Origin of the sequence: Pseudomonas sp. BW7P1 (genome assembly GCF_024981055.1) — a bacterium.
Classification (GTDB): domain Bacteria; phylum Pseudomonadota; class Gammaproteobacteria; order Pseudomonadales; family Pseudomonadaceae; genus Aquipseudomonas; species Aquipseudomonas bananamidigenes.
This window is the reverse complement of the sequence record NZ_CP103374.1, coordinates 3,686,315-3,711,509: the sequence shown is the minus strand read 5'-3', so window position 1 is coordinate 3,711,509 and position 25,195 is coordinate 3,686,315. Positions and strand designations below refer to the sequence as shown.

Sequence of the window (25,195 nt, the reverse complement as noted above, 5' to 3'; positions counted from 1 at the left end):
CGTTTCAAGTGTTCTGCTCCTTTATGCCCAATCAGACCATCAAGACCCCCTGCGTCGGCCTCTGCTCCACTGTTTACGGTGATCTGGTATGCCGTGGCTGCAAGCGTTTCCACCACGAAGTGATCCACTGGAACGGTTACAACGAGGAGGAAAAACGCGCGGTGTGGCTGCGTCTCGAGCAATTGCTGTCACAGGTGATGGCCAGCAAGGTCGAGGTCTTCGATCCGGCGCGGCTGCGCCAGCAGCTTGAGCAGAGAAAGATCCGCTTCGTGCCGCACCAGTCGGAATATTGCTGGGCCTATCAGCTGATCGCCCGGGGCGCGCGGGTGATCATTAATCTGGAAGCCTACGGGATGGTGCTGCTGCCGGAGTTCCGCGACTGGAACCTGCCGGAGTTGCGCGATGCCATTGATCGGGAATTTTTCCTGCTGTCGGAAGCCCACTATCAGCGCTACATCGCGCCCGGCTTTTTGAAGGACGCGCTGGGCGAGTGAGCGTTACCTGTGGCGAACATGTTCGCCACAGGATGACAACAGTGCTTAATGCTTGACCGCCAACTCCACCAAATGGTCTTCAACCTCCTGCGGCTTGAGCACCAGCACATCGCTTTCCAGCGCATCCAGCACCACTTCGGCGGTATTGCCGATCAACGCCCCTGACAACCCGGTGCGTGCCACGGTGCCGATCACGGTCACTGCAGCCTGCAGTTTGTGCGCCATGAACGGAATCAGCACATCCGCGGGGCCTTCCTCGACATGCAGATGTTCGTCATCCACATCGAACTCGGCCTGGAACGCCCGGCACTGCTCGCGATAACGCGCCTCGATGGTTTCCTTGAGCTGGAAGGTCGGGTCCGCCGCCGACAGCATCGGTGATGGATGGGCGGTAATCACGTGCAGATGCCCCTTGGCCAGGCTGGCAATGTCATAGCCGTGATCGATGATGGTGGTGTGCAGGTGACGATGTTCGCCGTCGGCGTTGCCCACATCGACTGCCGCCAGAATCACCTTGTCCTTCCAGGAACCGGCGGTTTTCACCAGCAGCACCGGGGTCGGGCAGTGTCGCAGCAGTTTCCAGTCCGCCGGGGTCAGCAGGGCCTTTTTCAGCGGGCTGTCGGGGAAGTGCTGTTTGATCACCAGCCCGCAACCTTCGGCTTGCTGCACGTCGATGATGGTATCGTGCAGGCTCTCGTTCCACGCCTGCTCGGTGGTGACGCTGTAGCCGTCCGCCAGCAGCGCGGCCTTGAGCACGCTGAGCATGCCCGCGTGATCGTGCTTCTTGTCGCAGACCAGCAGGTGCAGATGGGCCTGGGTCACCCCGGCGATCAGCTTGGCACGCTTGAGCGCCAGACTTTCCGCGTGTTCGGGTTCGATGACCACCAGAATGCTGCGAATGGCTTGCATGAGTGAGTCTCCAGCAATGAAAAGGCACGGCGTTGCACAACTATAGTTGTTGCTCATCGGTCTGCGACTTGATGCATATCAACACCGGCGGCTGGTGGTCTGCGGGCAGGCCGGTATAATCGGCGACCTTCGCTCGAACACCTTTGACCGTGAGCCCCATGATCCTTCCCGAAATCCACGAATTCCTTGGCTGCCGCACGCCAGACGCCTGGGTCCAGGCCGCGCTGGCCGATCAGGAAACCCTGCTGATCGACCACAAGAACTGCGAGTTCAAGGCCGCCAGCACCGCGTTGAGCCTGATCGCCAAGTACCACTCTCATGTCGATCTGATCAACATGATGTCGCGTCTGGCCCGGGAAGAACTGGTGCACCACGAGCAGGTCATGCGCATCATGAAACGACGCAAGATCGAACTGCGCCAGCTTCACGCCGGTCGTTATGCCTCGAGCCTGCGCAAAGTGGTGCGCAGCCACGAACCGGTGAAACTGGTCGACACCCTGGTGGTCGGCGCCTTCATCGAAGCCCGCAGTTGCGAGCGTTTCGAAGCGCTGGTGCCGCACCTGGACGAAGAACTCGGCAAGTTCTACTTCGGTCTGCTGAAAAGCGAGGCCCGGCATTTCCAGGGTTACCTGAAACTGGCCTACCAGTACGGCGACGCCAGGGACATCGCTCAAGTGATCGAGAAAGTCCGCGCCGCCGAGCGGGACCTGATCGAGTCCCCGGACGAGGAATTCCGTTTCCACAGTGGCGTACCCGTCGCGGCATGAATTGTTAAAAACTCTTAAGAGCATGAAACTTCAACGAAAACCGGCCCAAGTGGCCGGTTTTTGCTGCCCGCAATAAACGTCTTGCCTGCGAATGCCGCCATAATGTCGCCCACTTTTCTGAGGGTTGGCGACGGTCGTTATGGATAACCTGGGTTTTGGCAGAGTCCTGCTGGTGGAAGACGATGAGCGCCTGGCTGCGCTGATCGCCCACTTTCTCGAACAACACGGCTACGAGGTGCGCACGGTGCATCGCGGCGACCTGGCGGTGGCTGCGTTTCTCGAATTCAGGCCCAAAGTCGTGGTGCTCGACCTCATGCTGCCGGGACAAAGCGGTCTGCACGTGTGCCGGGAGATCCGCAGCGTCTCGGACACGCCGATTGTCATCCTGACCGCCAAGGAAGATGACCTCGACCACATTCTGGGCCTGGAGTCAGGTGCCGACGATTACGTGATCAAACCGATCAAACCGCCCGTGCTGTTGGCCCGTCTGCGGGCACTCCAGCGCCGTCAGGTGCCGGACAGCGGCGTGGTCAGCTCCCTGGAGTTCGGCCAGTTGCACATTGATCGCAGCTGCCGGGAAGTGCGTCTGGCCGGTGAAGTGATCGAGCTGACCACCATGGAATTCGAACTGCTGTGGCTGCTGGCCAGTGCCGCCGGCACCATTCTGTCGCGTGATGACATCCTCAACCGCATGCGCGGTATCGCCTTCGATGGCCTCAATCGCAGCGTTGACGTGTACATCAGCAAGCTGCGCAACAAACTCAAGGACAATCCTCGCGAACCGGTGTGCATCAAGACCGTGTGGGGCAAGGGCTATCTGTTCAATCCGTTTGCGTGGGAGTTGTAGATGCTGCGGTTATTTCTCGGCCTGTTTCTGGTGATGACCGTCGGGCTGGTGGCGGCGTTGCAAACCGTCGAACACACCTTCAACGCACTGCTCGACAACCAGATGCAGGCCTACAACCGCGAGGCGGTGCGTGGACAGGCCTGGTCGTTGATCGAGCACATGCGCGACCAGCAAGGCGCAGCGCGCGAGGCGCAACTGGACGCGCTGCGTCCGCACTACGGGCTGACACTGAGTCTGGTCGAGGCCGATCAACTGAACCTCAGCGATGAGGAAAAAACCGAACTGGCCCAGGGTCTGCTGGTGATCCGCCACGACTACACGCAATTCATCAGCAACATCGACGGCGGCTCGCAACTGCTCAGCATCAAGCTGCCGCCCGAGCCGAGCCTGATGCCGTTCTACATTTCGGCGGCTTACATGATGCTGGCCGTGCTGCTTGGCATCGTCCTGTACTTCTGGGTACGCCCGCACTGGCGTGATCTGGAAAAGCTGCGACTGGCCGCCGAGCGATTCGGCGACAACGACCTGTCGGTGCGGATCCAGCTGTCCAGGCGTTCGAACATCCGCGATCTGGCCGAGCACTTCAACCTGATGGCGGCGCGTATCGAAGGCCTGATCGCCAATCAGCGTGAACTGACCAACGCTGTGTCCCACGAACTGCGCACGCCGATTGCGCGGTTGTCGTTCGAGCTCGATCAGCTCAAGCAGCAGCCCGACGCCAGCCAGAACCGCGAGCTGATTGCCGATATGTACGCCGACCTTGGCGAACTGGAAGAAATGGTCTCCGAACTGCTGACCTACGCCAGCCTCGAACGCGGCGCGACGGTGATCACCCGGGAAAACATCCAGGCTGCCAACTGGCTCGACAGTGTGGTCGGGAGTGTGGCGCTGGAGGCCGAGGCGGCGGGTGTGCAACTGCTGATTGGCGAGTGCCGGGTCGAAGAGGTGCGGATCGAACCGCGCTTCATGGCGCGGGCGGTGATCAATCTGCTGCGCAATGCCATTCGCTATGCCGAGCAGCGGGTCGAGGTCTCGCTGGTACGTACCGGTGATCAATACGAGGTGAAGGTCAACGACGACGGTCCGGGCGTGCCGCTGGAAGGCCGGGAGAAGATTTTCGAACCGTTCTCGCGCCTGGATGCCAGCCGTGATCGCCGCACCGGCGGCTTCGGTCTCGGGCTGGCGCTGGTACGCCGGGTATCGCAATCCCATGGCGGGCAGGTCGAGGTCGGCGAATCACCGTGGGGCGGGGCGTCGTTTCGCATGACCTGGGCGCATCTGGATTGATCACTTGCCCCTGAAGGGAGGGTCTCGTTCAACTGAGGACGTAGTCCACCGGTTTCAGGGCGGGCGGCAAAGGCTCGACGCCCAGCTCTGCCAGAATATCCCGCTCGATGCCCCGCACCAGCGCATCGGTCGGTAAATCGTTTTCATCGCGCCCGAACGGGTCTTCCAGCTCATCGGCAATCGCATCCAGACCGAAAAAGGTATAGCTGACAATCGCCGTGAACAGCGGCGTCAGCCAGCCCAGCGGTTCGGCCATGGCGAATGGCAACAGGATGCAGAACAGATAAATCGTGCGGTGCAGCAGCAGGGTGTAAGGGAAGGGCAGCGGCGTGTTCTTGATCCGCTCGCACACCGCTTGCGCCTGGGTCAGGCTGGTCAAGTGGTTGGCCAGCAACAGGTAGCGCCATTCGCTGAGGTCGCCCGCTTCATGCAGATCGGAACATTGCTGGCCGATCGTCTGCAGGATCCGTCCGCTGTAGTCCGGCACCTGTGCGTCATGCTGCGGGGTGATCCATTCGGCGCTGGCGGCGGCTTCGCTTTCCCGGCGCAGACGCGCATTCAAGGCATGGGCGAAACCGCAGAGGTTGAGCAACAGCAGGCGGCGCTGCGCCGATTCGCGGATGACATGGGTTTCGCGAATAAAGGAACGCACATGCACGATCACTTCGCCCCAGGCCTTGCGTGCTTCGTACCAGCGGTCGTAGCAGGCGTTGTTGCGAAAATTCATGAAGATCGACAGCGACAGGCCGAGCAGCGTGAAGGGTGTGGCGTTGACCTTGGTGAAGTTGCTTGGATGGAGGATTTCCACCAGCACGATGGCCGAGGCCAGCAGCGTGACCATCAAGGTGCGCAGCGCGATGCGCTTGGCGATCGAGCCCTTGAGGGTGAACAGAATGGCGAACTGGTTGACTTTGGGTCGGATGATCATGCTGTTTTTGCCTTGAAAACGTGGCGGTTCAGCCGCCGGTCATGTTCATGAAACGCACCACTTGCACGTCGTCGTTCACTTCGAAGTTGTGCCGGTAAGGCTTGAGCTTCATGGCGTCGATGATCGCTTTCTCGAGCCGCTGCGGTTGACCCGGATGGGCGCGCAGCACGGCTTTCAGATCCACCGAATGCTCGTTCCCCAGACACAGTAGCAAACGTCCCTCGACGGTCAGCCGCACCCGGTTACAGGTACCGCAGAAGTTGTGGCTGTGGGGCGAGATGAATCCCAGCCGGATGTGCGGCGCTTCGGCCAGTCGCCAGTAACGCGACGGTCCCTGGGTCGACTCGGCGGAGTCGATCAGGGTGTAGCGCTCGGCGATCCGCTCGCGCACCTGAGTGCTGGAGAAGAACGCCTCGGCGCGGCTGTGTTCGCTGATGATCCCGAGCGGCATTTCCTCGATGAAGGAAATATCCAGATCCCGCTCGATGGCGAACTGCACCAGATCGTTGATCTCGTGATCGTTGCGGCCCTGCATCACCACGCAGTTGAGTTTAGTGCGGGTAAAACCGGCCTCGCGTGCGGCATCGATGCCGTTGATCACTTGTTCCAGGTCACCGGTGCGGGTCATTTGTCTGAAGCGCTCGGCATCGAGGCTGTCGAGGCTGACGTTGAGGCGCCTGACCCCGGCGTCGAACAGCGGACCGGCGAGTTTGCCGAGCTGCGAGCCGTTGGTGGTCAGGCACAGTTCACGCAGGCCGGGCAGGGCGGCGATCTGCTTGCACAAGCCGACGACGCCGGGACGAATCAGCGGCTCGCCACCGGTCAGGCGGATCTTGCGAGTGCCCAGCGCCACGAAGCTCTGCGCCAGTTGAAAGATCTCCTCCAGTGTCAGCACCTGTTGGCGCGGCAGGAACTGCATGTCTTCGGCCATGCAATAAACGCAGCGAAAGTCGCAGCGGTCGGTGACCGACATGCGCAGGTAGTCGACGCGGCGGTTGTATCCATCGATCAGGACGCGCTCTGACATGACAGCCTCGCAGGTATGAAAAACCGTTGTTAACGGTGGGAGTTGGCGCAGGTTATGGACAACTTTCAAAGGCGTCCAATCACTATTAATGAATGGCCGATTGATGGGCTCGATGATGAATGTTCTTTCACGACTCGTTACTCGCGTTAGTTTTGCAACTTACCGTATTTAAAGGGTTTTATTCCGTGATAGATGCTTTCGATAACGTAGTCATTAATAGCGATTAGACAAGTTTTTGCAGCGGTTCATATCCTTGTTTCCGTCAAACGAAACGACCGCTTTTGAACTTGAAAGTCAGTCGTCGCTGTTTAAACCCGATCAGGTTTTTGCCTGTGTGCATCGTCATGGAGAAGTCCCATGTCACAAGTCGACCGTTACAAACCCTACAAGGGCGCCGCTGCGGGTTGGGGCGCTGTCATCAGCCTCACCAAAAACTGGCTGGGCAGTGAAAACGCCCTGAAAAACATCCGCGCCATGCTCAAGACCAACCAGAACGGCGGTTTCGACTGCCCCGGTTGCGCCTGGGGTGAAGCGCCCGGCGCGGGCATGCTGAAGTTCTGCGAGAACGGCGCCAAAGCGGTGAACTGGGAAGCCACCGGGCGCCTGGTCGATCCGGCGTTCTTCAACAAGTACACGGTGTCGACCCTGGCCGAGCAAAGCGATTACTGGCTTGAATATCAGGGCCGGATCACCCATCCGATGCGCTACGACGCGCGGATCGACCGCTATGTCGAAACCACCTGGGACGAAGCCTTCGCCTTGATCGCCCGACACCTCAAGGGCCTGAAATCGCCCCACGAAGCCGAGTTCTACACCTCGGGCCGCGCCAGTAATGAAGCGGCGTTTCTCTATCAGTTGTTCGTTCGCGCCTACGGCACCAACAACTTCCCGGACTGCTCCAACATGTGCCACGAAGCCAGTGCGGTGAGCATGGGTGAGAGCCTCGGTGTCGGCAAAGGCACGGTGGTCTATGAAGACCTGCACCACGCGGACGCGATCTTCGTCATCGGCCAGAACCCCGGCACCAACCACCCGCGTATGCTCGAACCGCTGCGTGAAGCAGTGAAACGCGGCGCTCAGGTGGTGTGCATCAACCCGCTCAAGGAGCGTGGGCTGGAGCGTTTCCAGAATCCGCAGAACCCGATCGAGATGCTCAGCAACGGCTGGGAAGCGACCAACACCGCGTACTTCCGCCCGGCACTGGGTGGCGACATGGCGATGATTCGCGGCATGGCCAAGTTTCTCCTGCAATGGGAACGTGAAGCCCAAGCCACGGGCGGCGAGCCGATGTTCGATCGCGCATTCATTGCCGAGCACACGTCGGGGCTGGACAGCTATCTCGCCGAAGTCGATGCCACGAGTTGGGAGCACATCGTCGAGCAGTCTGGCGTGACCCTCGCCGACATCGAACTGGCCGCGCGCATGTATGCCCGTGCCAGGAGCGTGATCATGTGCTGGGCCATGGGCCTGACGCAGCACGTGCATTCGGTGCCGACCCTGCAGGAAGTCATCAACCTGCAACTGCTGCGCGGCAACGTCGGCCGTCCGGGTGCCGGGCTGTCGCCGGTGCGCGGCCACAGTAACGTGCAGGGCGACCGCACCATGGGCATCAACGAACTGGCGCCGACCGAGCTGATGGACGCTCTGGAAAAACGCTTCAACTTCAAGGTGCCGCGCATGCACGGCCACAACACGGTGATGGCGATCGGTGCCATGGAACGTGGTGAAGCCAAGGTGTTCATCGGCCTGGGCGGCAACTTTGCTCAAGCCACGCCGGACACCCCGCGCACCCACGCGGCGATGCGCAAACTCGACCTGAGCGTGCACATCTCGACCAAGCTCAACCGCAGCCACCTGGTGACCGGACGTGACGCATTGATTTTGCCGTGTCTGGGCCGCACCGACATCGATGTTCAGGCCGAAGGCCCGCAAGGTGTGACCGTGGAGGACACCTTCAGCATGGTGCATTTGTCGTTCGGTCAATTGAAGCCGAAGTCGGCGTACCTGAAGTCCGAACCGGCCATCATCGCCGGAATCGCCGCCGCCACGCTGGGCAAGCACCCGATCGACTGGGAATGGGCGGTGGGCGATTACGGGCGCATTCGCAATCTGATTGCCGACGTGATTCCGGGTTTCGAACATTTCAACGAAAAACTGTTGATCCCCGGTGGCTTCCATCTCGGCAACGACGCCTCGGACCGCGTCTGGAAAACCGAATCCGGCAAGGCTCAGTTCACGCCGTGTGTGCTGCCCGAGCATCTGGTCAGCGAAGGCGTGCGCAACTTGCCGGTCAAGCCGCATCTGATCCTGCAAACCATGCGTTCCCACGATCAGTACAACACCACGCTGTATGGCCTCGACGACCGTTATCGTGGGGTCTACGGCATGCGCGACGTGGTGTTCGCCAACGAACAGGACATTCGCCGGCTGGGTTTCGAACCGGGGCAGAAGGTCGATCTGGTGGCGCTGTGGGACGACGAGCGTGAACGTCGGGTCAGCGGTTTCACCCTGATCGCCTACGACATCCCGGCCGGGCAGGCGGCTGCGTACTACCCGGAAACCAATCCGCTGGTGCCGCTGGAAAGCTACGGTGACCGCACCTACACGCCGACTTCCAAATTCGTGGCGATCCGCCTCGAAGCGGCCGAGGCGAGCAACCTGATCCCGTCGTCGGTGGCCTGACCGACCCACGGGATCCAACCCTTTTGCAATCCGACTGGCTGCAGGCGTTCGCGCCTGGCGGTGGCCCGAGCGTGTGCTGCCGCTTTTCGGCCTTGATGAGGACATCATCATGTTCAACCTGGAGGCACTGGACCTGGCGCGAATTCAATTCGCGTTCACGGTTTCGTTCCACATCATTTTCCCGGCGATCACCATTGGTCTTGCGAGCTTCCTGGCGGTACTCGAAGGGCTGTGGCTGAAAACCCATAACGACACTTACCGCGATCTCTACCATTTCTGGTCGAAGATTTTCGCCGTCAACTTCGGCATGGGCGTGGTGTCCGGTCTGGTCATGGCGTACCAGTTCGGCACCAACTGGAGCGGGTTCTCCGACTTTGCCGGCAGCATCACCGGGCCATTGCTGACCTATGAAGTGCTGACGGCGTTTTTCCTGGAGGCCGGGTTCCTCGGGGTGATGCTGTTCGGCTGGAATCGCGTGGGTCGTGGCTTGCACTTCTTCGCCACGGTGATGGTCGCCATCGGTACGCTGATCTCGACCTTCTGGATTCTCGCTTCCAACAGCTGGATGCAGACCCCGCAGGGTTTCGACATCGTCGATGGTCGGGTGATGCCGCTGGACTGGCTGGCCATCGTATTCAACCCGTCGTTCCCGTTCCGTCTGGCGCACATGGCGATTGCCGCGTTCGTGGCCACGGCGTTCTTCGTCGGCGCTTCGGCGGCCTGGCATTTGCTGCGCGGCAACGACACCCGACCGGTGCGCAAGATGTTTTCCATGGCGCTGTGGATGGCTTTGATCGTGGCACCGATTCAAGCGGTGGTCGGTGACGCCCATGGCTTGAACACCCTGGAACACCAACCGGCCAAAATCGCCGCCATCGAAGGGCACTGGGAAAACGCCGACAACGAGCCAACGCCGCTGGTGCTGTTCGGCCTGCCGGACATGCAGGCGGAGAAGACCCGATACGCCATCGAGATTCCGTACCTCGGCAGCCTGATTCTCACCCACAGCCTCGACAAGCAGATCCCGGCGCTCAAGAGTTTCCCGAAAGAAGACCGGCCGAACTCCACCGTGATTTTCTGGAGCTTCCGCATCATGGCCGGGCTGGGCATGTTGATGATTCTGGTTGGTGTGCTGGGCCTGGCCCTGCGGCGCAACGGCAAGGTCTACCGGCATCGCGGCTTCCAGCGGCTGGTGCTGCTGATGGGACCGAGCGGCCTGATCGCGTTGCTGGCGGGCTGGATCACCACTGAAGTCGGACGTCAGCCGTGGGTGGTGTACGGCCTGATGCGCACCCATGACGCTGCGTCGCAACATTCGGTGGCGCAGATGAGCACGTCGCTGGCGCTGTTCGTGGTGATCTACTGCTCGGTGTTCACCGTCGGCATCGGCTACATGATGAAACTGGTGAGCAAGGGCCCGCAGCCGCACCACGAACATCCGCCCGCAGGCACTCAAGCGCAGACCCCGCGCCGGCCACTCTCGGCCGTCACCGACAACCTCGAATCCGCGACCCGGATCCACTGATAAAGGAGCGTTGAGTCATGGGTATTCAAGGTATCGATCTCTCGTTGATCTGGGGCGTGATCATTGCCTTCGGGGTGATGATGTACGTGATCATGGACGGCTTCGATCTGGGCCTCGGGATCCTGTTTCCGCTGATCAGCGACGCGCAGGAACGCGACGTGATGATGAACACCGTCGCACCGGTGTGGGACGGTAACGAAACCTGGCTGGTGCTGGGTGGCGCAGCGTTGTACGGCGCGTTTCCGTTGGCTTACGGGGTGATTCTGGAAGCGCTGTACCTGCCGCTGATCTTCATGCTCGCGGGGCTGATCTTCCGTGGTGTGGCGTTCGAGTTTCGCTTCAAGGCGCCGGCTGAAAAACGTCATCTGTGGGACTGGGCATTCATCGGCGGTTCGCTGCTGGCGACGTTCTCCCAAGGCGTGGTGATCGGCGCGTATGTGGCCGGTATTCCCGTGGTGGACCGGCAGTTCGCCGGCGGCGGACTCGACTGGCTGGCACCGTTCCCGCTGGTCTGCGGCGTCGGTCTGGTGGTCGCTTATGCCTTGCTCGGCAGTACCTGGCTGCTGGTCAAGACCGAAGGCATGCTCGAGTCGCGGATGCGTCACTACAGCCGTCCGCTGGCCTGGCTGTTGCTGGCGATGGTGCTGGTGATCGGTGCGTGGACGCTGCAGCTGCATCCTGAACTGGCCACCCGCTGGTTCAACCATGCGCACCTCACCGTGTTCGCCGGGCTGGTGGTGTTGGCAGTGCTGGCGCTGTTCGGTCTGTTGCGTTCGTTGCGTCAGCGACACACCCATTGGCCGTTCGTATTCACTCTGGGGCTGATGTTCCTCGGTTACATCGGCCTGGCACTGAGCATCTGGCCGAACATCATTCCGCCGTCGGTCAGCCTGTGGGCCGCGGCATCACCGGCAACCAGTCAGTTGTTCGCCCTGATCGGTGCGCTGTTCATCCTGCCGGTGATCCTGATGTACACCTTCTGGAACTACTACGTGTTCCGCGGCAAAGTGAGGATCGGCGATGGCTACCATTGAAATGCGTGAAGTGAAGAGTCGCTGGTACAAACGTCTGGGCTGGCTGCTGTTGATCTGGTCCGGCAGCGTGGTCTCGCTGGCGGTGGTGGCATGCCTGCTGAAACTGGCGATGCATGCGGCGGGGATGAGAACCCACTGAATAAAAAAACCGGAGCCTGGCTCCGGTTTTTTATTGCCCAAGTCTGAGTCCACCACTGAGTCCTGTGGGAGCGAGCTTGCTCGCGATAGCAATGTGTCAGTTACATCAACGGTGAATGACACACCGCCATCGCGAGCAAGCTCGCTCCCACAGTGTTCAGTGGTGGTTTTAATACTTACTCGCCACCAAACATCGCGGTCCAGTAAATACCGGCGCTGCTCTTCGGATCGACTGCGTAGGCAGCGCCGAGCTCACGATATTGCGGGTTCATCAGGTTGGCGCAATGACCAGGACTGGCCAGCCAGCCATCGACCACTTTCTGCACGGTGTCCTGCCCGGCGGCGATGTTCTCGCCGACCTGCTGGCCGCTGTAGCCGGCCAGTTCGGCGCGGTCGCCGGGAGTTCCGCCGTTGCGGTCCTTGTGGTCGAAATAATTGTTGTTGGCCATCTCGCGGCTGTGATCCTGAGCGACGCCACCCAGTACCGCATTCCACGCCAGTGGCGCAGCCGCCGAGAATGCCTGACCCCCGCACTGGCGCGGCTGGTTGCGGGCGGCATTGATTTGCGTCAGCAGCTTCTGACCCTCGGCTTGCCCGTCACCCAGACGCGCCGACAGCAGCGGTCGCGCCAGGGTGATGCGCCAGTCGCGGTCGGCGCGGCTGACGCCGATGTCGACGAACTGCGGATCGAGCACCACCTGACAGAAACTCTCCTGGATCGCCTTCATGGCCGCCACCGGGTCCCGAGGACCGTTGAGGGTGATCGCCTGCACGTTGACCATCGGGTAACTGGCGCTGGCCATGGCCTGCTGCAGATCGACCATGCCACTGGCCGGCAGACGCAGGCGCGGATCGGCCGACAACGGCGGCAATTCGCTGGACGCCTGCGAACCACAGCGCTGGGGCTGGCTGCGGTAGCTGTTGATCGACTCGATCAATTGCGACTCATCGCCGGCCATGGCCGAAGCGGCCAGCGCCAGGCCCGTGGACAACGCGGCGAATCGCAGAACGGATGGCATGAAGCGCATGGAAATCTCCCTTGGGCTGAGTGCGCCCATGATGCGCGAAACGCCCCGGGGGCGCGCAATGTCTTTTTTCTTCATCAAAGGGTTCCGGTGGCGGAACGTTGTGCCGGATTCTGCCGTCTACAATCTCCGAAGCCCCCGGATTCCGGGCGTTTCAGCCACGTAACACGTTGCCCGCAACGGGCGCTGCCGGAAGAGATCGATCATGAAAGTGCACGGGATGATCTGCTGTCTTGTGTTGACCCTGCTGAGCGGCGCGGTGCTGGCCACCGATCAGGCGCCGATCAAGGAAAAGGCCGAAGCGAAAGCCGAGGTACTGGAAGAGAAAGCCGCCGACAAACCCGGTGCGCCCCCCGCGCCGAAGTCCGAAGCCATCACCCCCAAGGAAGTGCAAGCCGTGGATCCGTCCGGCACCGCGCCGCTGGATGATCCCATCACCTGCCTGGCGCGCAGCATCTATTGGGAAGCCAAGGGCAAGGACACGGCAGAAATGGAGGCGGTGGCCAATGTGGTGATGAATCGTCTGGGCCACGACGGTTTTCCGGGCACCGTGTGTGAGGTGGTCAAGCAGGGTTCGGAAGCCAAGGGTTGCCAGTTTTCCTGGTGGTGCGACGGCAAGTCCGATCAGGTCAAGGAAGACGCGGAATATGCGCTGGCCAAGGAAATTGCCGGCAAGGCCCTGAACCGTCAGCTCCCCGACCGCACCCATGGCGCGCTGTATTTTCATGACCACAACGTCGACCCGAACTGGGCGAAGCAGTACACCCGGACCGCCGAGACCGGGAAATTCCTGTTTTACAAACCCAGGGACGGGGAGGCGCGTTAGGCGCAGACCTCTCGCACACAATTGCGCAACCACCGATGCGCCGGGTCGGCGTCCATGCGAGGGTGCCACAGCATCGACACGCTGATGTCCGGCATGCGCAACGGCAGGTCGAAACTGAACAGGCCCGCTCGCAGTTTGCTGGTGTGACGCTGCGGAACCGTGGCGATCAGGTCGGATTCTCGGACCAGCGTCAACGCCGCCGAAAACCCGCCGAACGAGGTGACGATGTCCCGCGTCAGGCCCAGGGCGAGCAACGCTTCGTCCACCGGACCGCTGCTGCGCCCGCGCCGTGACACCAGAATGTGCTGGCCCGACGCGAAGCGTCTGGCGCTGACCTTGCCACTGCTCAACGGATGTCCTTCACGCACCACCCCGATCCACTGATCGCGGAACAGGATGCGACTGTGCAGCGTCGGGTCGGTGCTGTCGTCGACCACACCGGTCTCCAGATCCACCCGGCCTGTGCGCAGCAGCGTGCTGTCCTTGTCGGCCTTTTGCACAAAGCGCAGGCGCACATGGGGTGCTTCCTCGGCGATGCGAACGAGCAGGGCAGCGGCGAAGGTTTCGACAAAACCGTCGGTGTTGCGCAGGGTAAAGGTGCGGCGTAACTGGCCGGGATCGAGCACTGCCGCCGGCCGCAGTACTGCTTCGGCTTCCTGCACCAGATAACCGACCCGGTCGCGCAACTCCAGCGCCCGCGGCGTCGGCACCAGTCCGCGACCGGCGCGCACCAGCAACGGGTCCCCGGTGGTCTCGCGCAACCGGGCCAGCGCCCGGCTCATGGCGGACGGGCTCAGCCCCAGGCGTGTGGCGGCGCGGGCGACGCTGCCTTCGCTCAACAGCACGTCGAGAGTGATCAACAGGTTCAGGTCGGGTGCATTCATGACATGGCGTTTCATGCAGGTATTGAGTGCAAATCATGCGTCTTGCGCCGTGTATTGTCGAGGCTCAGGCTATGCCCCATGACTTCTGCCCTGTGAGCCCCCCATGCATCGAGAACCTCTGAGCCCTTCAGCCCGCTGGGCGCTGACCAGTCTGGCGCTGTCGATGTTGATGCCGTCGCTGGACACCAGCATCGCCAACGCCGGACTGCCGACCCTGGCAGCGGCGTTCGAGGCGACGTTTCAACAAGTGCAGTGGATCGTTCTGGCCTATCTGCTGGCGATCACCACCTTGATTGTCAGCGTCGGGCGGCTGGGGGACGGCTTCGGTCGCCGGCGCTTGCTGATGATCGGCATCGGCATTTTCACCGCCGCCTCGCTGGCTTGCGCGCTGGCGCCGAGCCTTGCCTGGCTGATCGGTGCGCGGGCGGTACAAGGCCTCGGTGCGGCGATCATGTTCGCGTTGACCGTGGCACTGGTGGCCGATGCGGTACCCAAATCCAGGGCCGGCAGTGCAATGGGGTTGCTGGCCACCATGTCGGCCACCGGCACGACTCTCGGACCGTCGCTGGGCGGGCTGTTGATGGCCCATGTCGGCTGGCAGTCGATCTTTGTGATCAATGTGCCGCTGGGCTTGCTCAATGTCTGGCTGGTGTACCGCTACCTGCCGGCGGACCGGACAGCACGCAAGTCTGTCGCATTTGACTATCCCGGCACCGCGCTGCTGATGCTGACACTCGCGGCCTATGCACTGGCGATGACAGTCGAAGGATTCACCCGGACATTGTTGCTGCTCAGCCTGTTGGGGGCGGGGATGTTCATCCTGGTCGAAAAAAGGAGCAGGGCGCCGCTGATTCACTTGTCTCTGTTCGCCGACACACGAATCAGCGGCAGTCTGGCGCTGACCTGGCTGGTGACGACGGTGATGATGACCACGCTGGTGGTCGGGCCGTTTTATCTGAGCCGGGGATTGGGCCTCACCAGCACTCAAACCGGACTGGTGTTGTCGATCGGACCCATGCTGGCGGCGTTCAGCGGCGTGCCGGCAGGGCGTCTGGTGGATCGTTTCGGTGCGCGGCGAATGGTGCCGGGCGCATTGCTGGGGCTGGCCTGCGGTTGTGGTTTGCTGGCGCTGTTACCGGTGAGTCTCGGACTGCTTGCCTATGTGTTGCCGATTACGCTGGTGGCCCTGAGTTATGCGCTGTTCCAGGCCGCCAACAACACCGGGTTGATGGCGGGCGTCGGGCAGGATCAGCGCGGGGTGGTCTCGGCCATGCTCGGGTTGTCACGCAATCTGGGGTTGATCACCGGGGCGGCGGCCATGGGCGCGGTGTTTGCCCTGGCTACGGGCAATCCGACGCGGGCGCCGGCTGCGGTCATCGCCGCTGGTTTGCACATGACCTTCGGTGTTGCCACGGCATTGATGCTTGCGGCGCTCGGGCTCGGCGCTTTCACACACTGGCGCCTGGCGTCTCCCGTGCGGGAAAGAACAGCTCAAAGCAGGTGACGCCCTCAACGCTGCTGACGCTGTAGCGGCCCTGATGCAATTGCATGATGGTCGCCACGATCGAAAGGCCCAGACCGTTGGATTGGGCTGAACGCTCGCGGGACGGGTCGGCGCGGTAGAAGCGTTCGAACAGCCGCGACAGATGCTCGGGAGCAATCGTCGCTCCGTGATTGCGTACCCGCAGGTAGCTGCCATCGGGTTCGGCCATGGCTTCGACCTCCAGCGTCGAGTCCGGCGCACCGTACTTGATCGCGTTGGCGCACAGATTGGCCAGGGCCCGGCGCAGCAGCATCGGTTCGGCCCAGATCACGCCGCTGCCATGGGCCTCGATGCTGATGCCGACATCGGCGGCCAGGCCTTCGAAGTAATCGGCAATGCGCTGCATCTCATCACCCGCGTCCAGTTCCTGGCGCTGGCTGAGGGCCGTGGCCGGGTCGGTGCGGGCGAGAAACAGCATGTTGTCGAGCATGCGCGCCAGGCGTTCGAGTTCTTCGACGTTGGAGGCGAGCAACTGCTGATAGGCCTCGGTACTGCGATTCTGTTGCAGGGCGACCTGGGTTTCACCGAGCAGGTTGTTGATCGGTGTGCGCAGTTCGTGGGCCATGTCGGTGGAGACCTGGCTCAACTGCGCGAAACCTTTGGCGAGGCGATCGAGCATCGCGTTGAAGGCTTCGATCATCGGCTGCAATTCTTTCGGCGTGCCGTGGCTGTCGAGGCGTTCGCCGAGGTTGCCGACGCCGATTCCGTGGGCATGCCGCGCGATCCGCCGCAGCGGCAGCAGGCCGCGATACACCAGCAGGCAACCCACCACCGCCAGCAGCAGCGCTGCCAGTGTCGCCAGGCCATACACGCTGAGCCGGTAATTGGCGAGCATCGCCGTGCGTTCGCTCATCACCTTGGCGATCAGCACCTGCAGATTGCCCTGGTCGCCGGAGTCGATACTGGCCGCCACCGCCGAGAACGGCACGCCGTTGATGCTCGGCAGATGCTGCACGTCGTTGAGGTCCATCACATGGTTGATCGGCACCGCCGGCACGGTCGGCAGCGCCAGATTGCCGGGATTGACCACGAACAAGGGGGGCTGCCCGGGGGCTCCGATGGTCAACAACGCTTCGCGGTTGCCCAGCATGTTCTGAAACAGGGCCGGTTTGTTCTGGATCAGCTCCAGGGTGTTGCTGTCGTTGAGGATGGTGCGCAACTGATCGATGCGACTGACCATCTGGATGTCATCGCGGCGGGTCAATTGCTCATCCAGCGCGTTGTACAGCGCCGCGCCGAGGCCCGCCAGCGCCGCGAAGGCGAGCACCGCGAACACCAGCGCCAGGCGCCACGTCAGGGAATACGTGCCGGCGGTTTTCATGGCTGGGTATCGAAGCGGTAGCCGATGCCGCGCACACTGTGGATCAGCTTGAGCGGGAACGGATCGTCGATCTTCGCCCGCAGGCGGCGCACGGCGACATCGACCACATTGGTGTCGCTGTCGAAATTCATGTCCCACACCCGCGAGGCGATCAGCGAGCGGGACAGCACTTGTCCGGTGTGAGCGGCGAACAGTTGCAGCAGGGCGAATTCCTTGTTGGTCAGGGTGATCCGGCTGCCGGCGCGGGTGACCCGGCGCTTGAGCACGTCGATCTGCAGATCGGCCACCTGCAATTGCTCGTCTTCGTGAATCGGCCCGCGCCGGGTCAGGGTGCGCAGGCGCGCCACCAGTTCGGCGAAGGAAAACGGCTTGATCAGGTAATCGTCGGCGCCCAGCTCCAGGCCCTTGACCCGGTCGGCGATGTCGTCCCGGGCGGTGAGGAACAGCACCGGCGTGTCGGCTTCCCTGCGCAGCCGGCGCAGAACCTCCCAACCGTCCATTTTCGGCATCATCACATCCAGCACGATCACGTCGAAGTCGTGTTCCAGCGCCATGTGCAGACCGTCGGCGCCGTCCCGGGCCAGGCTCACGTTGTAACCCAGTTCCTGCAAGCCGTTGAGCAGGTAGTTGCCGGCCTTGGGTTCGTCTTCGACGACAAGGATATTCATGAACGCGCCTCAATGGTCATTGGTGCAGCCGCTGCCTTGCACTTGATAATCCAGCACATGTTCGCGGCCCTGGTGGTCGAGGTAATCGAGCCGTGCGGGGATGACGCCGCAGGTCTGGGAAATATCGGTGCTGGAGAGGACTTTGTCGACATCCAGATGCACGTAGAAGCCGTTGGTGTCGTGAATCACTGTGCGCTCGGGCACTTGTGCGGCGAACACGGAGCCGGTGGCGAGGAGGGCGGTGAAGGCCAGGATCAGGGTTTTCATGATGAGTCGCTCGTATCGGTGAAGTGGATCGGCAGGTGCGCCGGAACAACTTCAGGCTACCGGGCGATCCGCTCGGCAAACCGACAACTCCATGACAAAGCTGTAATGGAACCCTGAAAACACAAATCCCCTGCGCGGGCAGGGGATTGTTTTGACACGTGTGGTTTTCAACTGCCGTGGGTGCTGAGAATACTCGCGATCTGCTGCGGCTGGCAGTTGAGGTACGGCGAGGATTTCAGCCAATGCTGATCCGGGTACCAGGAAAACATGTACTGGCCGTCCTTCAGGCTGTCGATCACCCGCCGGGCGACTTGCGGACGCACCGCCGGGCAACCCTGGCTGCGACCCAGCCGGCCCGTGCGTTTGCTCCAGAACAGATTCACGTAATCGGCGGCGTGGATCACGATGGCGCGGTCGCGGGCCATGTCGTTGACGCCCGGCTCCAGACCGTCCATGCGCAGCGAATAACCATGGGTGCCTTCGTAACTTTCCTGGGTGCGGAACAGTCCAAGGCTGGACTGGAAACTGCCTTCGCGGTTGGAGAAGCGCGTGGCGAAGTTATCGCCGGACTTCGAGCCGTGGGCGACCAGGTCGCGCAGGATCAGTTTTTTCTGTGTCAGGTCGAAAATCCACAGACGCCGCTCGGTGGACGGTTGCGAATAGTCGATGATCGCCAGGTGCCGGGACTGCTTCGCACCGTTGTTGATCGCGCATTGCATGGCGTTCAAGGCACCTTTCAGCGCCTGGGGATTGAGTTCCGGCGCGGCGTGGGCGAGGCTGTTGTAGAGAACCGGCGAAGGGGTGCCGGCGGCAAGAACCTGACTGGTCACCAGCCCCATGGCAGTGGCAGTCAGCAGAAGTCGGCGCAAAAACGTCAACATTTATAGTGAGTCCTCACTGGCTACTTGTTTGGCACTTTGGCTCCTGACGTCCAGTCGTCCCCGGCCCGGCCCGCGAATCGGACCTGACTGTATCACCGCACCTGATGTAAGGTTGACCGTCAATCAAGACGGCCACGGATTGGAGTAAAGCAGTTGTTCAAAAAGTACGCATGCTACTTGAGCATTTGTCTGCTCGCTGCGCCGTTTGTCGTTTGTGCTGAAGAGCCACTGCCGACGCTTGCGGCGCAAGCGCCCGTTGAACCGCAGAGTCCGTTGCAGGCCGCGTTGATCAGTTTGCCTCAGGCCTGCCCGGCAATTGCCGCCCGCCTCAGTGGCCCGGCCCTGGAGCAACTGCAGGCGTTCTACCGGCAGCAGGACTGGATGCCGGTGTGGGCCGCGGCCGGACAATTGCCGGCCTTGCATGCGCAATTGCAATCGTTGGCCGACGATGGCCTGAATCCGAAACGCTATCCGGTCGCTGACACGGCCCCGCAGGACGGCGAGCTGTGTGCCGACATCGACATCAGCCGCAACTACCTGCAGGCCTTGCAGGACCTGCATTACGGTCGTTTGCTGCAGTCACACTTCGAACCGCTGTGGCACGCCGACGATACGCCCCGCGACCGTCAGGCCGAGTTGCTCGCCATCGCCGTGCCGGGCATGCATGACGTGGCCGCCGCTTTCGATCTGGCCCGCCCGCGCCTGGTGCAATACCGGAATCTGCGTCATCTTTACGCCGCACAACGCCTGCAGGCCTTGCCGCACTGGCAACCGGTGGGCAACGGGCCGCTGTTGCGCCCGGACATGGAAGACAAACGCGTGCCGGATCTGGCCAGACGGTTGTACAGCGAAGGTTATCTGAGCAGTGTGGTCGGCACGCCGGACAACGCTTATCACGGTGTGCTGGTGGAGGCGGTGAAGCGTTTTCAGGCGAGTCATTCGTTGCAGGCCGACGGTGTGGTCGGGCCGGGGACCATTGCCGAGATGAACATCAGCCCGCTGACTCGCCGCGAACAACTGCGGATCAACCTGGAGCGGTTCCGCTGGCTGGCTCAGGACATGGAGCCCGATGGTTTGCTGGTCAACGTCGCCGCTGCCGAACTGACCTTGTATCAGGGCGGCCTGCCGGTGTGGCAGACCCGCACCCAGGTCGGGCGCGCCGAGCGCCAGACGCCGTTGCTCAAATCCCGCGTGACGCGCCTGACGCTGAACCCGACCTGGACCGTGCCGCCGACCATCTGGAAGGAAGACAAACTGCCGGAAATCCGCAAGGACCAGACCTTCCTCAGTCGTCAGAACCTGCAAGTGCTCGATGCCAATGGTCAGCCGCTGGCTGCTGCCGACATCGACTGGGACAACCCCGGCAACATCCTTCTGCGCCAGGACGCCGGGCCACGCAATCCGCTGGGGCAGATGGTCATCCGTTTCCCCAATCCCTTCTCGGTGTACCTGCACGACACACCGAGCAAGGCGCTGTTCGATAAAGGCCCGCGGGCGTTCAGTTCCGGTTGTGTGCGGGTCGAGCATCCGATGAAACTGCGCGACTACCTGCTCAGCCCGGCAGAAAGAGCCCGTACCGACACCTTGCTGGCCACCGGCACCACCCATGAATTTCGCCTGAGCAATCCGGTGCCGATCCTGATGACCTACTGGACGGCCCAGGCCGACGGGCAGGGCCGGGTGATCTATGCGCCGGACATCTACAGCCGTGACAGCGCGTTGCTGGCGGGGCTGGACCGGGCGCACTGATCCTCAGCGGCTGGCGCGTTTCCAGAAACGTCGCGCCAGCCACGCATCCAGGCTCAATCTGCCGGCCCCGGCGAACACCAGTGGCACCAGCGCCGCCAGGTAAATCGCCGGCAGTTTGAAGTTGCCGAAGCCCTTGTTGGTGATCGCGTAACCCTGGGCCAGTTCGCTCAATGACGACCAGTCTGCCGGCCAGTGCACAGCAGCGGTCGCGACCACGGTCACGACAATCAACGAAATCGCCGAGATCCGCGTGCCAAATCCGATCAGGATTGCCAGGGCGCAGATCAGCTCGGCCCACATCGACAGCTCCCAGTTCAGCGTCGCCGGCAAGTGATCGAAGGGAAACGGGAAACGGTCCTGAATGTCTTCGAACCAGTTCTGGCCGTTGAATTTCTCCAGGCCCGATTCGAAAAACTCCCAGGCGATGAACAGGCGCAGGGTCAGCGGCGCCAGCCACTGGCCGGCGCGATCGAGGTTCAGGTGCAGGCCTTTGACGGCGGTCGAGAGGGCGGTTGTCATGGGAGAACTCCATTCAAGCAAGGGAAAAAGGGGCACCGGGATGCCCCGTGAAGAGGGTCATTCGCCGGCGCCGCACTTGCCTTCGCCGCATTTGCCTTCCGAGGTTTTTTCCGGGGTATCGGCCTGGGCCTGAGTCTGGCTGTAACCGTGATCCAGTTGCTTGACGCTGAACGCTTCGGAGGCCGAAGCCGCGTTGGACAGGGCAATACCGCCGGCCAGCAGCAGGCCGAGGGTCAAAGCGTTTTTCGAGAGCTTGGTCATGGTGAATCTCCGATAAGGAATATGAGTTCAAAGGCTTGATCGGGGTTGCCGATCGACAGGTTCATTTGAACGTCGGGCTGTATCGGGGATGTGTCGTCTGTCGGGGGATTTGCGCTCAGGGTGTGTATGGGGCTACGCCATATACAGTGCGATACACAAACGCGGTGTGATTCGGCCGGCGGGCGCAGCGTCTAGCCACCGTGTCCCCGCAATCCCATGGGGCGAGACTTCGAGACCCGGCATGCAAGCGCTGTTGAACGAGATCCTTGACGCAGTCCGGCCCCTGATCGGGCAGGGCAAGGTGGCTGACTACATTCCCGCCCTCGGCACCGTGCCGCCCGATCAACTGGGCATCGCCGTATATGGCAATGACGGCGAGATGTATTGCGCCGGCGATGCCGAGACGCTGTTCTCGGTGCAGAGTATTTCCAAGGTGTTCAGCCTGGTTCAGGCCATCGAACACTCCGGCGAGGCGATCTGGGAGCGACTGGGCCACGAGCCGTCCGGTCAGCCGTTCAACTCGCTGGTGCAGCTGGAATTCGAACGTGGCCGTCCACGCAATCCGTTCATCAATGCCGGGGCGCTGGTGATCTGTGACATCAACCAGTCGCGCTTCGCCGCGCCGGCCTTGTCGATGCGCGATTTCGTGCGGCGGCTTTCGGGCAATCCGCAAGTGATGGTCGATGGCAAAGTCGCCGATTCCGAATACCAGCACCGCGCACGCAATGCGGCGATGGCTTACCTGATGCAGTCCTTCGGCAATTTCCACAACGATGTCGAAGCCGTGCTGCGCAGCTACTTCAGTCACTGCGCGTTGCGCATGAGCTGTATCGACCTGGCCCGGGCATTCTGTTTCCTGGCCAACGACGGCTATTGCAAGCACAGCGGCGAACAGATCCTGACCCGCCGCCAGACCCAGCAAGTCAACTCGATCATGGCCACCAGCGGTCTCTACGACGAGGCCGGCAACTTCGCCTACCGCGTCGGCCTGCCGGGCAAGAGCGGCGTCGGCGGCGGCATCGTTGCGGTGGTGCCGGGGCAGTTCACGGTGTGCGTGTGGTCGCCGGAGCTCAACGCGGCGGGCAACTCGCTGGCGGGCATGGCGGCGCTGGAAATGCTCAGTTCGCGGATCGGCTGGTCGGTGTTCTGAGCCTGTGTTGCTTTGAGGGTGGGCAAGCTATACATTTTCCGGCCGCCCTCAATATGGTGAATCCGCTCCATGTCTCTCGCGCTCGAACGTCTCGTCGCTGGCACGCCCATCCCTTTCGCCGGTAACCGCGTCACCGTGGTCAGCCCCGAACTGGCCGAGCGTTTCCGACCCGGCGACCACCTGTTGGTGGAGCAGGTGAGCGGCGAGCTGTTGCTGATTCCAGTGGCGGATCAGCAAGCGGCCTCGGTGGCGATCGAGCGCGCAGCGGCCGCGTTTACGGCGTTGTCCGCCGTGTCGGATGAAGCGATCAGCCGCTTCTTCGATCTGTTCGCTCAACGCCTGGAAAACCCGGACGCCTGGGCGCTTATCGAAACCGCCAACCTTGCCGACATCGAACGGGCCAAGGCACGCGGTCGATCCACGACCCGGTTGCTCGCTGACGAACGCATGCGCCGCGACATGATCGCCGGCCTGCGCGCCTGGCGTGATGCGCCGGCCACCCGTGGCAAAGTGCTCAGCAGCGTCGAGCATGACGGCTGGAAGGTCGAGCAGGTGGTGTCGCCGCTGGGCATCGTCGCGTTCGTGTTCGAAGGTCGGCCAAATGTCTTTGCCGATGCCGCAGGCGTACTGCGTACCGGCAACACCGCCGTGCTGCGCATTGGCAGCGATGCCTTGGGCACCGCGCAGGCCATCGTCACTCACGCCCTGAATCCGGCGCTGGCCGATGCCGGTCTGCCGACAGGTGCGGTCTCGCTGGTGGAGAGCGTCAACCATGCCGCCGGTTGGGCGATGTTCGCCGACCGGCGTCTGTCGCTGGCCGTGGCCCGTGGTTCGGGCCGTGCAGTCAGTCAGTTGGGCAGCATCGCCCAGCAGGCCGGCACCGCCGTCAGCCTGCACGGCACCGGTGGCGCATGGCTGATTGCTGACCGTAATGCCGATGCCAGACGCTTCGCCGCCGTGGTGCGCAATTCGCTGGATCGCAAGGTCTGCAACACCTTGAACGTCTGCCTGATCCAGCGCGACCGTGCCGCCGAATTGGTGCCATTGTTCCTCGATGCCTTGCAGCAGGCCGGCACCGCGCGCGGTCAGGGCTGCAAATTGCACATTGTCGAAGGCAGCGAAAGTTACTTGCCGGGCGACTGGCAGAGCGCGACGGTCGAGGTCTGTCGCGCCGAGGGATACCGGACCGAAGCCCAGGCCGAGCCACTGCCCGAAGCACAACTGGGACGTGAGTGGGAGTGGGAAGAGACCCCGGAAACCAGCCTGATGATCGTCGATGATCTGGATCAGGCCATCTCACTGTTCAACCGCTACAGCCCGCAGTTCACCGTGTCGTTGATCAGCGAAGATGCTGTGACTCAGGAGCGTTTCTACAACGCGGTCAACGCGCCGTTCGTGGGCAACGGGATCACCCGTTGGGTCGATGGCCAGTACGCGTTGAACAAGCCGGAGCTGGGCCTTTCGAACTGGGAAAGCGGTCGCCTGTTTGCCCGCAGCGCGATTCTTTCGGGTGACGGGGTATTCACCGTCCGCAGCCGCATGACGCAAATCGATCTGGGTGTAAAACGCTAAAACCCAAACGCCGCGCCTGTCGCAATGACAGGCGCGGCGTTTTGTATCACTTGGCGGTGGCGGCGGTTTCGATCAGGCTGGCCACGGCTTTGGGATTCGACACCATCACCACATGGGACGCGCCCCTGACCACCACGGTCTTTTTCGCGTGCGCCCGTTCGGCCATGAACGCCATGGCTTGCGGCGGAATGTTCTTGTCCTTGTCGCCGTACACGAACCACGACGGAATCGTTTTCCACGCCGGCTCGCTGGCGGCCTCGTTCAACGCCGCTTCGGTGACCGGACGCTGGGTCGCCGCCATCAGTTTCGCGTCGGCGTTCGGTACGTCGGCGGCGAACTGGTCATGGAACTTGTCCTGCTGGATGTACAGATCCTTGCCACCGTCCTTCAGGGCAACGGGCGGCGCGAGGGTCGGGCCGAGGGTGCTGCCGGGGAACTTGCCGGCCAGCCCGGCCACGGTTTCACCGGTTTCGGGCGCAAACGCGGCGACATACACCAAGGCTTTCACATTGGCGTTGCCGTACGCAGCTTCGCTGATGACCGGCCCGCCGTAGGAGTGGCCGACCAGCACCACAGGTGATTTGATCCCGGCCAGCACGTCGGCGACCGATTGCGCGTCACCCTTGAGGGTACGCAACGGGTTGGCGGCGGCGACCACCGGATAACCGTCCTTTTCCAGAATCTTCACCACTCCGTTCCAGCTGCTGGAATCGGCGAAGGCACCGTGCACCAGCACCACGGTGGGTTTCTCGGCAGCCATCGCCGAAGTCGCGGCGGCCATGGCAGCGGTAAGCGCCAGTCCTGCAAACAGTTTGTTCATCGAATGTTCCTTGTGTCGGGAGGAGGAATGCAGCGTTCGGGCTTATTCAAAACGCTGGCTGTATCGCTGAT

25 protein-coding genes are annotated in these 25,195 nt (G+C 62.2%); 13 read left to right on the top strand and 12 right to left on the bottom strand.

Annotation, left to right across the window (positions count from 1 at the left end):
• Nucleotides 1-23 precede the first annotated feature (23 nt).
• On the top strand, nt 24-494 hold the full coding sequence (locus NWV16_RS16555) for a DUF1289 domain-containing protein (protein ID WP_085711613.1): 471 nt from the start codon (nt 24-26) through the stop codon (nt 492-494).
• 45 nt (nt 495-539) lie between these two features.
• On the opposite strand, the gene NWV16_RS16550 is transcribed toward NWV16_RS16555, so the two are convergent.
• Complete coding sequence (locus NWV16_RS16550; RefSeq protein ID WP_260519929.1) at nt 540-1,403, bottom strand: universal stress protein; 864 nt, start codon at nt 1,401-1,403, stop codon at nt 540-542.
• 158 nt (nt 1,404-1,561) lie between these two features.
• Between NWV16_RS16550 and NWV16_RS16545 the strand changes: the two genes are divergently transcribed.
• The 3 genes from NWV16_RS16545 to NWV16_RS16535 all read left to right on the top strand — a co-directional run bounded on the left by NWV16_RS16545 (nt 1,562) and on the right by NWV16_RS16535 (nt 4,304).
• Nucleotides 1,562-2,170 (top strand): tRNA-(ms[2]io[6]A)-hydroxylase, encoded by a 609-nt coding sequence (locus NWV16_RS16545; RefSeq protein WP_065260605.1) that lies wholly within the window; start codon nt 1,562-1,564, stop codon nt 2,168-2,170.
• 139 nt (nt 2,171-2,309) lie between these two features.
• Nucleotides 2,310-3,017, top strand: coding sequence for a response regulator (locus tag NWV16_RS16540; RefSeq protein WP_260519928.1), 708 nt, complete (start codon nt 2,310-2,312; stop codon nt 3,015-3,017).
• Nucleotides 3,018-4,304: an ATP-binding protein gene (locus NWV16_RS16535; RefSeq protein WP_260519927.1), complete on the top strand. Its 1,287-nt coding sequence runs from the start codon at nt 3,018-3,020 to the stop codon at nt 4,302-4,304.
• A gap of 28 nt (nt 4,305-4,332) precedes the next feature.
• On the opposite strand, the gene NWV16_RS16530 is transcribed toward NWV16_RS16535, so the two are convergent.
• Nucleotides 4,333-5,232 carry a bestrophin family protein gene (locus NWV16_RS16530; protein WP_260519926.1) on the bottom strand — a complete coding sequence of 300 codons (900 nt, stop codon included), beginning with the start codon at nt 5,230-5,232 and terminating at the stop codon, nt 4,333-4,335.
• 28 nt (nt 5,233-5,260) lie between these two features.
• On the bottom strand, nt 5,261-6,259 hold the full coding sequence (gene moaA / locus NWV16_RS16525; protein ID WP_260519925.1) for a GTP 3',8-cyclase MoaA: 999 nt from the start codon (nt 6,257-6,259) through the stop codon (nt 5,261-5,263).
• Nucleotides 6,260-6,616: 357 nt separating this feature from the next.
• On the opposite strand from moaA, the gene NWV16_RS16520 reads away from it, so the two are divergent.
• The 4 genes from NWV16_RS16520 (at nt 6,617) to NWV16_RS16505 (ending at nt 11,639) form a co-directional block, all read left to right on the top strand.
• The gene (locus tag NWV16_RS16520; RefSeq protein ID WP_260519924.1) at nt 6,617-8,941 is read left to right on the top strand and encodes an FdhF/YdeP family oxidoreductase; all 2,325 of its coding nucleotides are present in this window, start codon (nt 6,617-6,619) and stop codon (nt 8,939-8,941) included.
• Between the two features lie 109 nt (nt 8,942-9,050).
• Nucleotides 9,051-10,466 carry a cytochrome ubiquinol oxidase subunit I gene (locus NWV16_RS16515; protein WP_260519923.1) on the top strand — a complete coding sequence of 472 codons (1,416 nt, stop codon included), beginning with the start codon at nt 9,051-9,053 and terminating at the stop codon, nt 10,464-10,466.
• Nucleotides 10,467-10,483: 17 nt separating this feature from the next.
• Complete coding sequence (cydB, locus tag NWV16_RS16510; protein ID WP_260519922.1) at nt 10,484-11,500, top strand: cytochrome d ubiquinol oxidase subunit II; 1,017 nt, start codon at nt 10,484-10,486, stop codon at nt 11,498-11,500.
• The gene (locus tag NWV16_RS16505; protein WP_260519921.1) at nt 11,487-11,639 is read left to right on the top strand and encodes a DUF2474 domain-containing protein; all 153 of its coding nucleotides are present in this window, start codon (nt 11,487-11,489) and stop codon (nt 11,637-11,639) included. Before cydB ends, NWV16_RS16505 begins: the two co-directional genes overlap by 14 nt.
• A 175-nt stretch (nt 11,640-11,814) precedes the next feature.
• On the opposite strand, the gene NWV16_RS16500 is transcribed toward NWV16_RS16505, so the two are convergent.
• On the bottom strand, nt 11,815-12,666 hold the full coding sequence (locus NWV16_RS16500; RefSeq protein ID WP_260519920.1) for a CAP domain-containing protein: 852 nt from the start codon (nt 12,664-12,666) through the stop codon (nt 11,815-11,817).
• Nucleotides 12,667-12,868: 202 nt separating this feature from the next.
• Between NWV16_RS16500 and NWV16_RS16495 the strand changes: the two genes are divergently transcribed.
• Nucleotides 12,869-13,489 carry a cell wall hydrolase gene (locus tag NWV16_RS16495; RefSeq protein ID WP_260519919.1) on the top strand — a complete coding sequence of 207 codons (621 nt, stop codon included), beginning with the start codon at nt 12,869-12,871 and terminating at the stop codon, nt 13,487-13,489.
• Here NWV16_RS16495 and NWV16_RS16490 read toward each other — a convergent pair.
• A complete protein-coding gene (locus NWV16_RS16490) occupies nt 13,486-14,373 on the bottom strand; it encodes a LysR family transcriptional regulator (RefSeq protein ID WP_260519918.1) in 888 nt (295 codons plus the stop codon). The two genes, NWV16_RS16495 and NWV16_RS16490, sit on opposite strands and share 4 nt — an antisense overlap.
• 103 nt (nt 14,374-14,476) lie before the next feature.
• Between NWV16_RS16490 and NWV16_RS16485 the strand changes: the two genes are divergently transcribed.
• A complete protein-coding gene (locus NWV16_RS16485) occupies nt 14,477-15,877 on the top strand; it encodes an MFS transporter (RefSeq protein ID WP_260519917.1) in 1,401 nt (466 codons plus the stop codon).
• Here the strand turns inward: NWV16_RS16485 and NWV16_RS16480 are convergent.
• The 4 genes from NWV16_RS16480 to NWV16_RS16465 all read right to left on the bottom strand — a co-directional run bounded on the left by NWV16_RS16480 (nt 15,822) and on the right by NWV16_RS16465 (nt 19,053).
• Nucleotides 15,822-17,237 carry a heavy metal sensor histidine kinase gene (locus tag NWV16_RS16480; protein ID WP_260519916.1) on the bottom strand — a complete coding sequence of 472 codons (1,416 nt, stop codon included), beginning with the start codon at nt 17,235-17,237 and terminating at the stop codon, nt 15,822-15,824. The two genes, NWV16_RS16485 and NWV16_RS16480, sit on opposite strands and share 56 nt — an antisense overlap.
• Entirely contained in the window at nt 17,234-17,905 is a 672-nt protein-coding gene (locus tag NWV16_RS16475; RefSeq protein ID WP_260519915.1) for a heavy metal response regulator transcription factor, read from the bottom strand. Before NWV16_RS16475 ends, NWV16_RS16480 begins: the two co-directional genes overlap by 4 nt.
• Nucleotides 17,906-17,914: 9 nt before the next feature.
• Nucleotides 17,915-18,172, bottom strand: a complete 258-nt coding sequence (locus tag NWV16_RS16470) for a DUF2790 domain-containing protein (protein ID WP_260519914.1) — start codon at nt 18,170-18,172, stop codon at nt 17,915-17,917.
• Nucleotides 18,173-18,339: 167 nt separating this feature from the next.
• Nucleotides 18,340-19,053 (bottom strand): murein L,D-transpeptidase catalytic domain family protein, encoded by a 714-nt coding sequence (locus NWV16_RS16465; RefSeq protein WP_260519913.1) that lies wholly within the window; start codon nt 19,051-19,053, stop codon nt 18,340-18,342.
• 153 nt (nt 19,054-19,206) lie between these two features.
• Between NWV16_RS16465 and NWV16_RS16460 the strand changes: the two genes are divergently transcribed.
• Nucleotides 19,207-20,802, top strand: a complete 1,596-nt coding sequence (locus NWV16_RS16460) for a murein L,D-transpeptidase (RefSeq protein WP_260519912.1) — start codon at nt 19,207-19,209, stop codon at nt 20,800-20,802.
• Nucleotides 20,803-20,805: 3 nt separating this feature from the next.
• On the opposite strand, the gene NWV16_RS16455 is transcribed toward NWV16_RS16460, so the two are convergent.
• Both NWV16_RS16455 and NWV16_RS16450 read right to left on the bottom strand, forming a co-directional pair.
• The gene (locus tag NWV16_RS16455) at nt 20,806-21,321 is read right to left on the bottom strand and encodes a DoxX family protein (RefSeq protein ID WP_260519911.1); all 516 of its coding nucleotides are present in this window, start codon (nt 21,319-21,321) and stop codon (nt 20,806-20,808) included.
• Nucleotides 21,322-21,378: 57 nt separating this feature from the next.
• Nucleotides 21,379-21,582: a hypothetical protein gene (locus NWV16_RS16450; protein ID WP_065260974.1), complete on the bottom strand. Its 204-nt coding sequence runs from the start codon at nt 21,580-21,582 to the stop codon at nt 21,379-21,381.
• A 241-nt stretch (nt 21,583-21,823) separates the two neighbouring features.
• Here NWV16_RS16450 and glsB point away from each other — a divergent pair, with 241 nt between their 5' ends.
• Nucleotides 21,824-22,732 carry a glutaminase B gene (gene glsB, locus NWV16_RS16445; RefSeq protein ID WP_085711458.1) on the top strand — a complete coding sequence of 303 codons (909 nt, stop codon included), beginning with the start codon at nt 21,824-21,826 and terminating at the stop codon, nt 22,730-22,732.
• 69 nt (nt 22,733-22,801) lie between these two features.
• Nucleotides 22,802-24,304 (top strand): aldehyde dehydrogenase family protein, encoded by a 1,503-nt coding sequence (locus NWV16_RS16440; RefSeq protein ID WP_260519910.1) that lies wholly within the window; start codon nt 22,802-22,804, stop codon nt 24,302-24,304.
• 46 nt (nt 24,305-24,350) lie between these two features.
• Here NWV16_RS16440 and NWV16_RS16435 read toward each other — a convergent pair whose 3' ends face one another.
• Nucleotides 24,351-25,124, bottom strand: coding sequence for an alpha/beta fold hydrolase (locus NWV16_RS16435; protein ID WP_260519909.1), 774 nt, complete (start codon nt 25,122-25,124; stop codon nt 24,351-24,353).
• Nucleotides 25,125-25,195 lie beyond the last annotated feature (71 nt).

Excerpts from the sequence above, each read along its gene's own strand:
- NWV16_RS16505 (WP_260519921.1), top strand. The coding sequence starts at position 11,487 with ATGGCTACCATTGAAATGCGTGAAGTGAAGAGTCGCTGGTACAAACGT.
- NWV16_RS16475 (WP_260519915.1), bottom strand. The coding sequence starts at position 17,905 with ATGAATATCCTTGTCGTCGAAGACGAACCCAAGGCCGGCAACTACCTG.
- NWV16_RS16495 (WP_260519919.1), top strand. The coding sequence starts at position 12,869 with ATGAAAGTGCACGGGATGATCTGCTGTCTTGTGTTGACCCTGCTGAGC.
- NWV16_RS16435 (WP_260519909.1), bottom strand. The coding sequence starts at position 25,124 with ATGAACAAACTGTTTGCAGGACTGGCGCTTACCGCTGCCATGGCCGCC.
- NWV16_RS16465 (WP_260519913.1), bottom strand. The coding sequence starts at position 19,053 with ATGTTGACGTTTTTGCGCCGACTTCTGCTGACTGCCACTGCCATGGGG.
- NWV16_RS16545 (WP_065260605.1), top strand. The coding sequence starts at position 1,562 with ATGATCCTTCCCGAAATCCACGAATTCCTTGGCTGCCGCACGCCAGAC.
- cydB (WP_260519922.1), top strand. The coding sequence starts at position 10,484 with ATGGGTATTCAAGGTATCGATCTCTCGTTGATCTGGGGCGTGATCATT.
- NWV16_RS16550 (WP_260519929.1), bottom strand. The coding sequence starts at position 1,403 with ATGCAAGCCATTCGCAGCATTCTGGTGGTCATCGAACCCGAACACGCG.
- NWV16_RS16440 (WP_260519910.1), top strand. The coding sequence starts at position 22,802 with ATGTCTCTCGCGCTCGAACGTCTCGTCGCTGGCACGCCCATCCCTTTC.
- NWV16_RS16520 (WP_260519924.1), top strand. The coding sequence starts at position 6,617 with ATGTCACAAGTCGACCGTTACAAACCCTACAAGGGCGCCGCTGCGGGT.
- NWV16_RS16485 (WP_260519917.1), top strand. The coding sequence starts at position 14,477 with ATGCATCGAGAACCTCTGAGCCCTTCAGCCCGCTGGGCGCTGACCAGT.
- moaA (WP_260519925.1), bottom strand. The coding sequence starts at position 6,259 with ATGTCAGAGCGCGTCCTGATCGATGGATACAACCGCCGCGTCGACTAC.
- NWV16_RS16555 (WP_085711613.1), top strand. The coding sequence starts at position 24 with ATGCCCAATCAGACCATCAAGACCCCCTGCGTCGGCCTCTGCTCCACT.
- NWV16_RS16480 (WP_260519916.1), bottom strand. The coding sequence starts at position 17,237 with ATGAAAACCGCCGGCACGTATTCCCTGACGTGGCGCCTGGCGCTGGTG.
- NWV16_RS16530 (WP_260519926.1), bottom strand. The coding sequence starts at position 5,232 with ATGATCATCCGACCCAAAGTCAACCAGTTCGCCATTCTGTTCACCCTC.
- NWV16_RS16535 (WP_260519927.1), top strand. The coding sequence starts at position 3,018 with ATGCTGCGGTTATTTCTCGGCCTGTTTCTGGTGATGACCGTCGGGCTG.
- NWV16_RS16455 (WP_260519911.1), bottom strand. The coding sequence starts at position 21,321 with ATGACAACCGCCCTCTCGACCGCCGTCAAAGGCCTGCACCTGAACCTC.
- glsB (WP_085711458.1), top strand. The coding sequence starts at position 21,824 with ATGCAAGCGCTGTTGAACGAGATCCTTGACGCAGTCCGGCCCCTGATC.
- NWV16_RS16500 (WP_260519920.1), bottom strand. The coding sequence starts at position 12,666 with ATGCGCTTCATGCCATCCGTTCTGCGATTCGCCGCGTTGTCCACGGGC.
- NWV16_RS16470 (WP_260519914.1), bottom strand. The coding sequence starts at position 18,172 with ATGAAAACCCTGATCCTGGCCTTCACCGCCCTCCTCGCCACCGGCTCC.
- NWV16_RS16540 (WP_260519928.1), top strand. The coding sequence starts at position 2,310 with ATGGATAACCTGGGTTTTGGCAGAGTCCTGCTGGTGGAAGACGATGAG.
- NWV16_RS16450 (WP_065260974.1), bottom strand. The coding sequence starts at position 21,582 with ATGACCAAGCTCTCGAAAAACGCTTTGACCCTCGGCCTGCTGCTGGCC.
- NWV16_RS16515 (WP_260519923.1), top strand. The coding sequence starts at position 9,051 with ATGTTCAACCTGGAGGCACTGGACCTGGCGCGAATTCAATTCGCGTTC.
- NWV16_RS16490 (WP_260519918.1), bottom strand. The coding sequence starts at position 14,373 with ATGAATGCACCCGACCTGAACCTGTTGATCACTCTCGACGTGCTGTTG.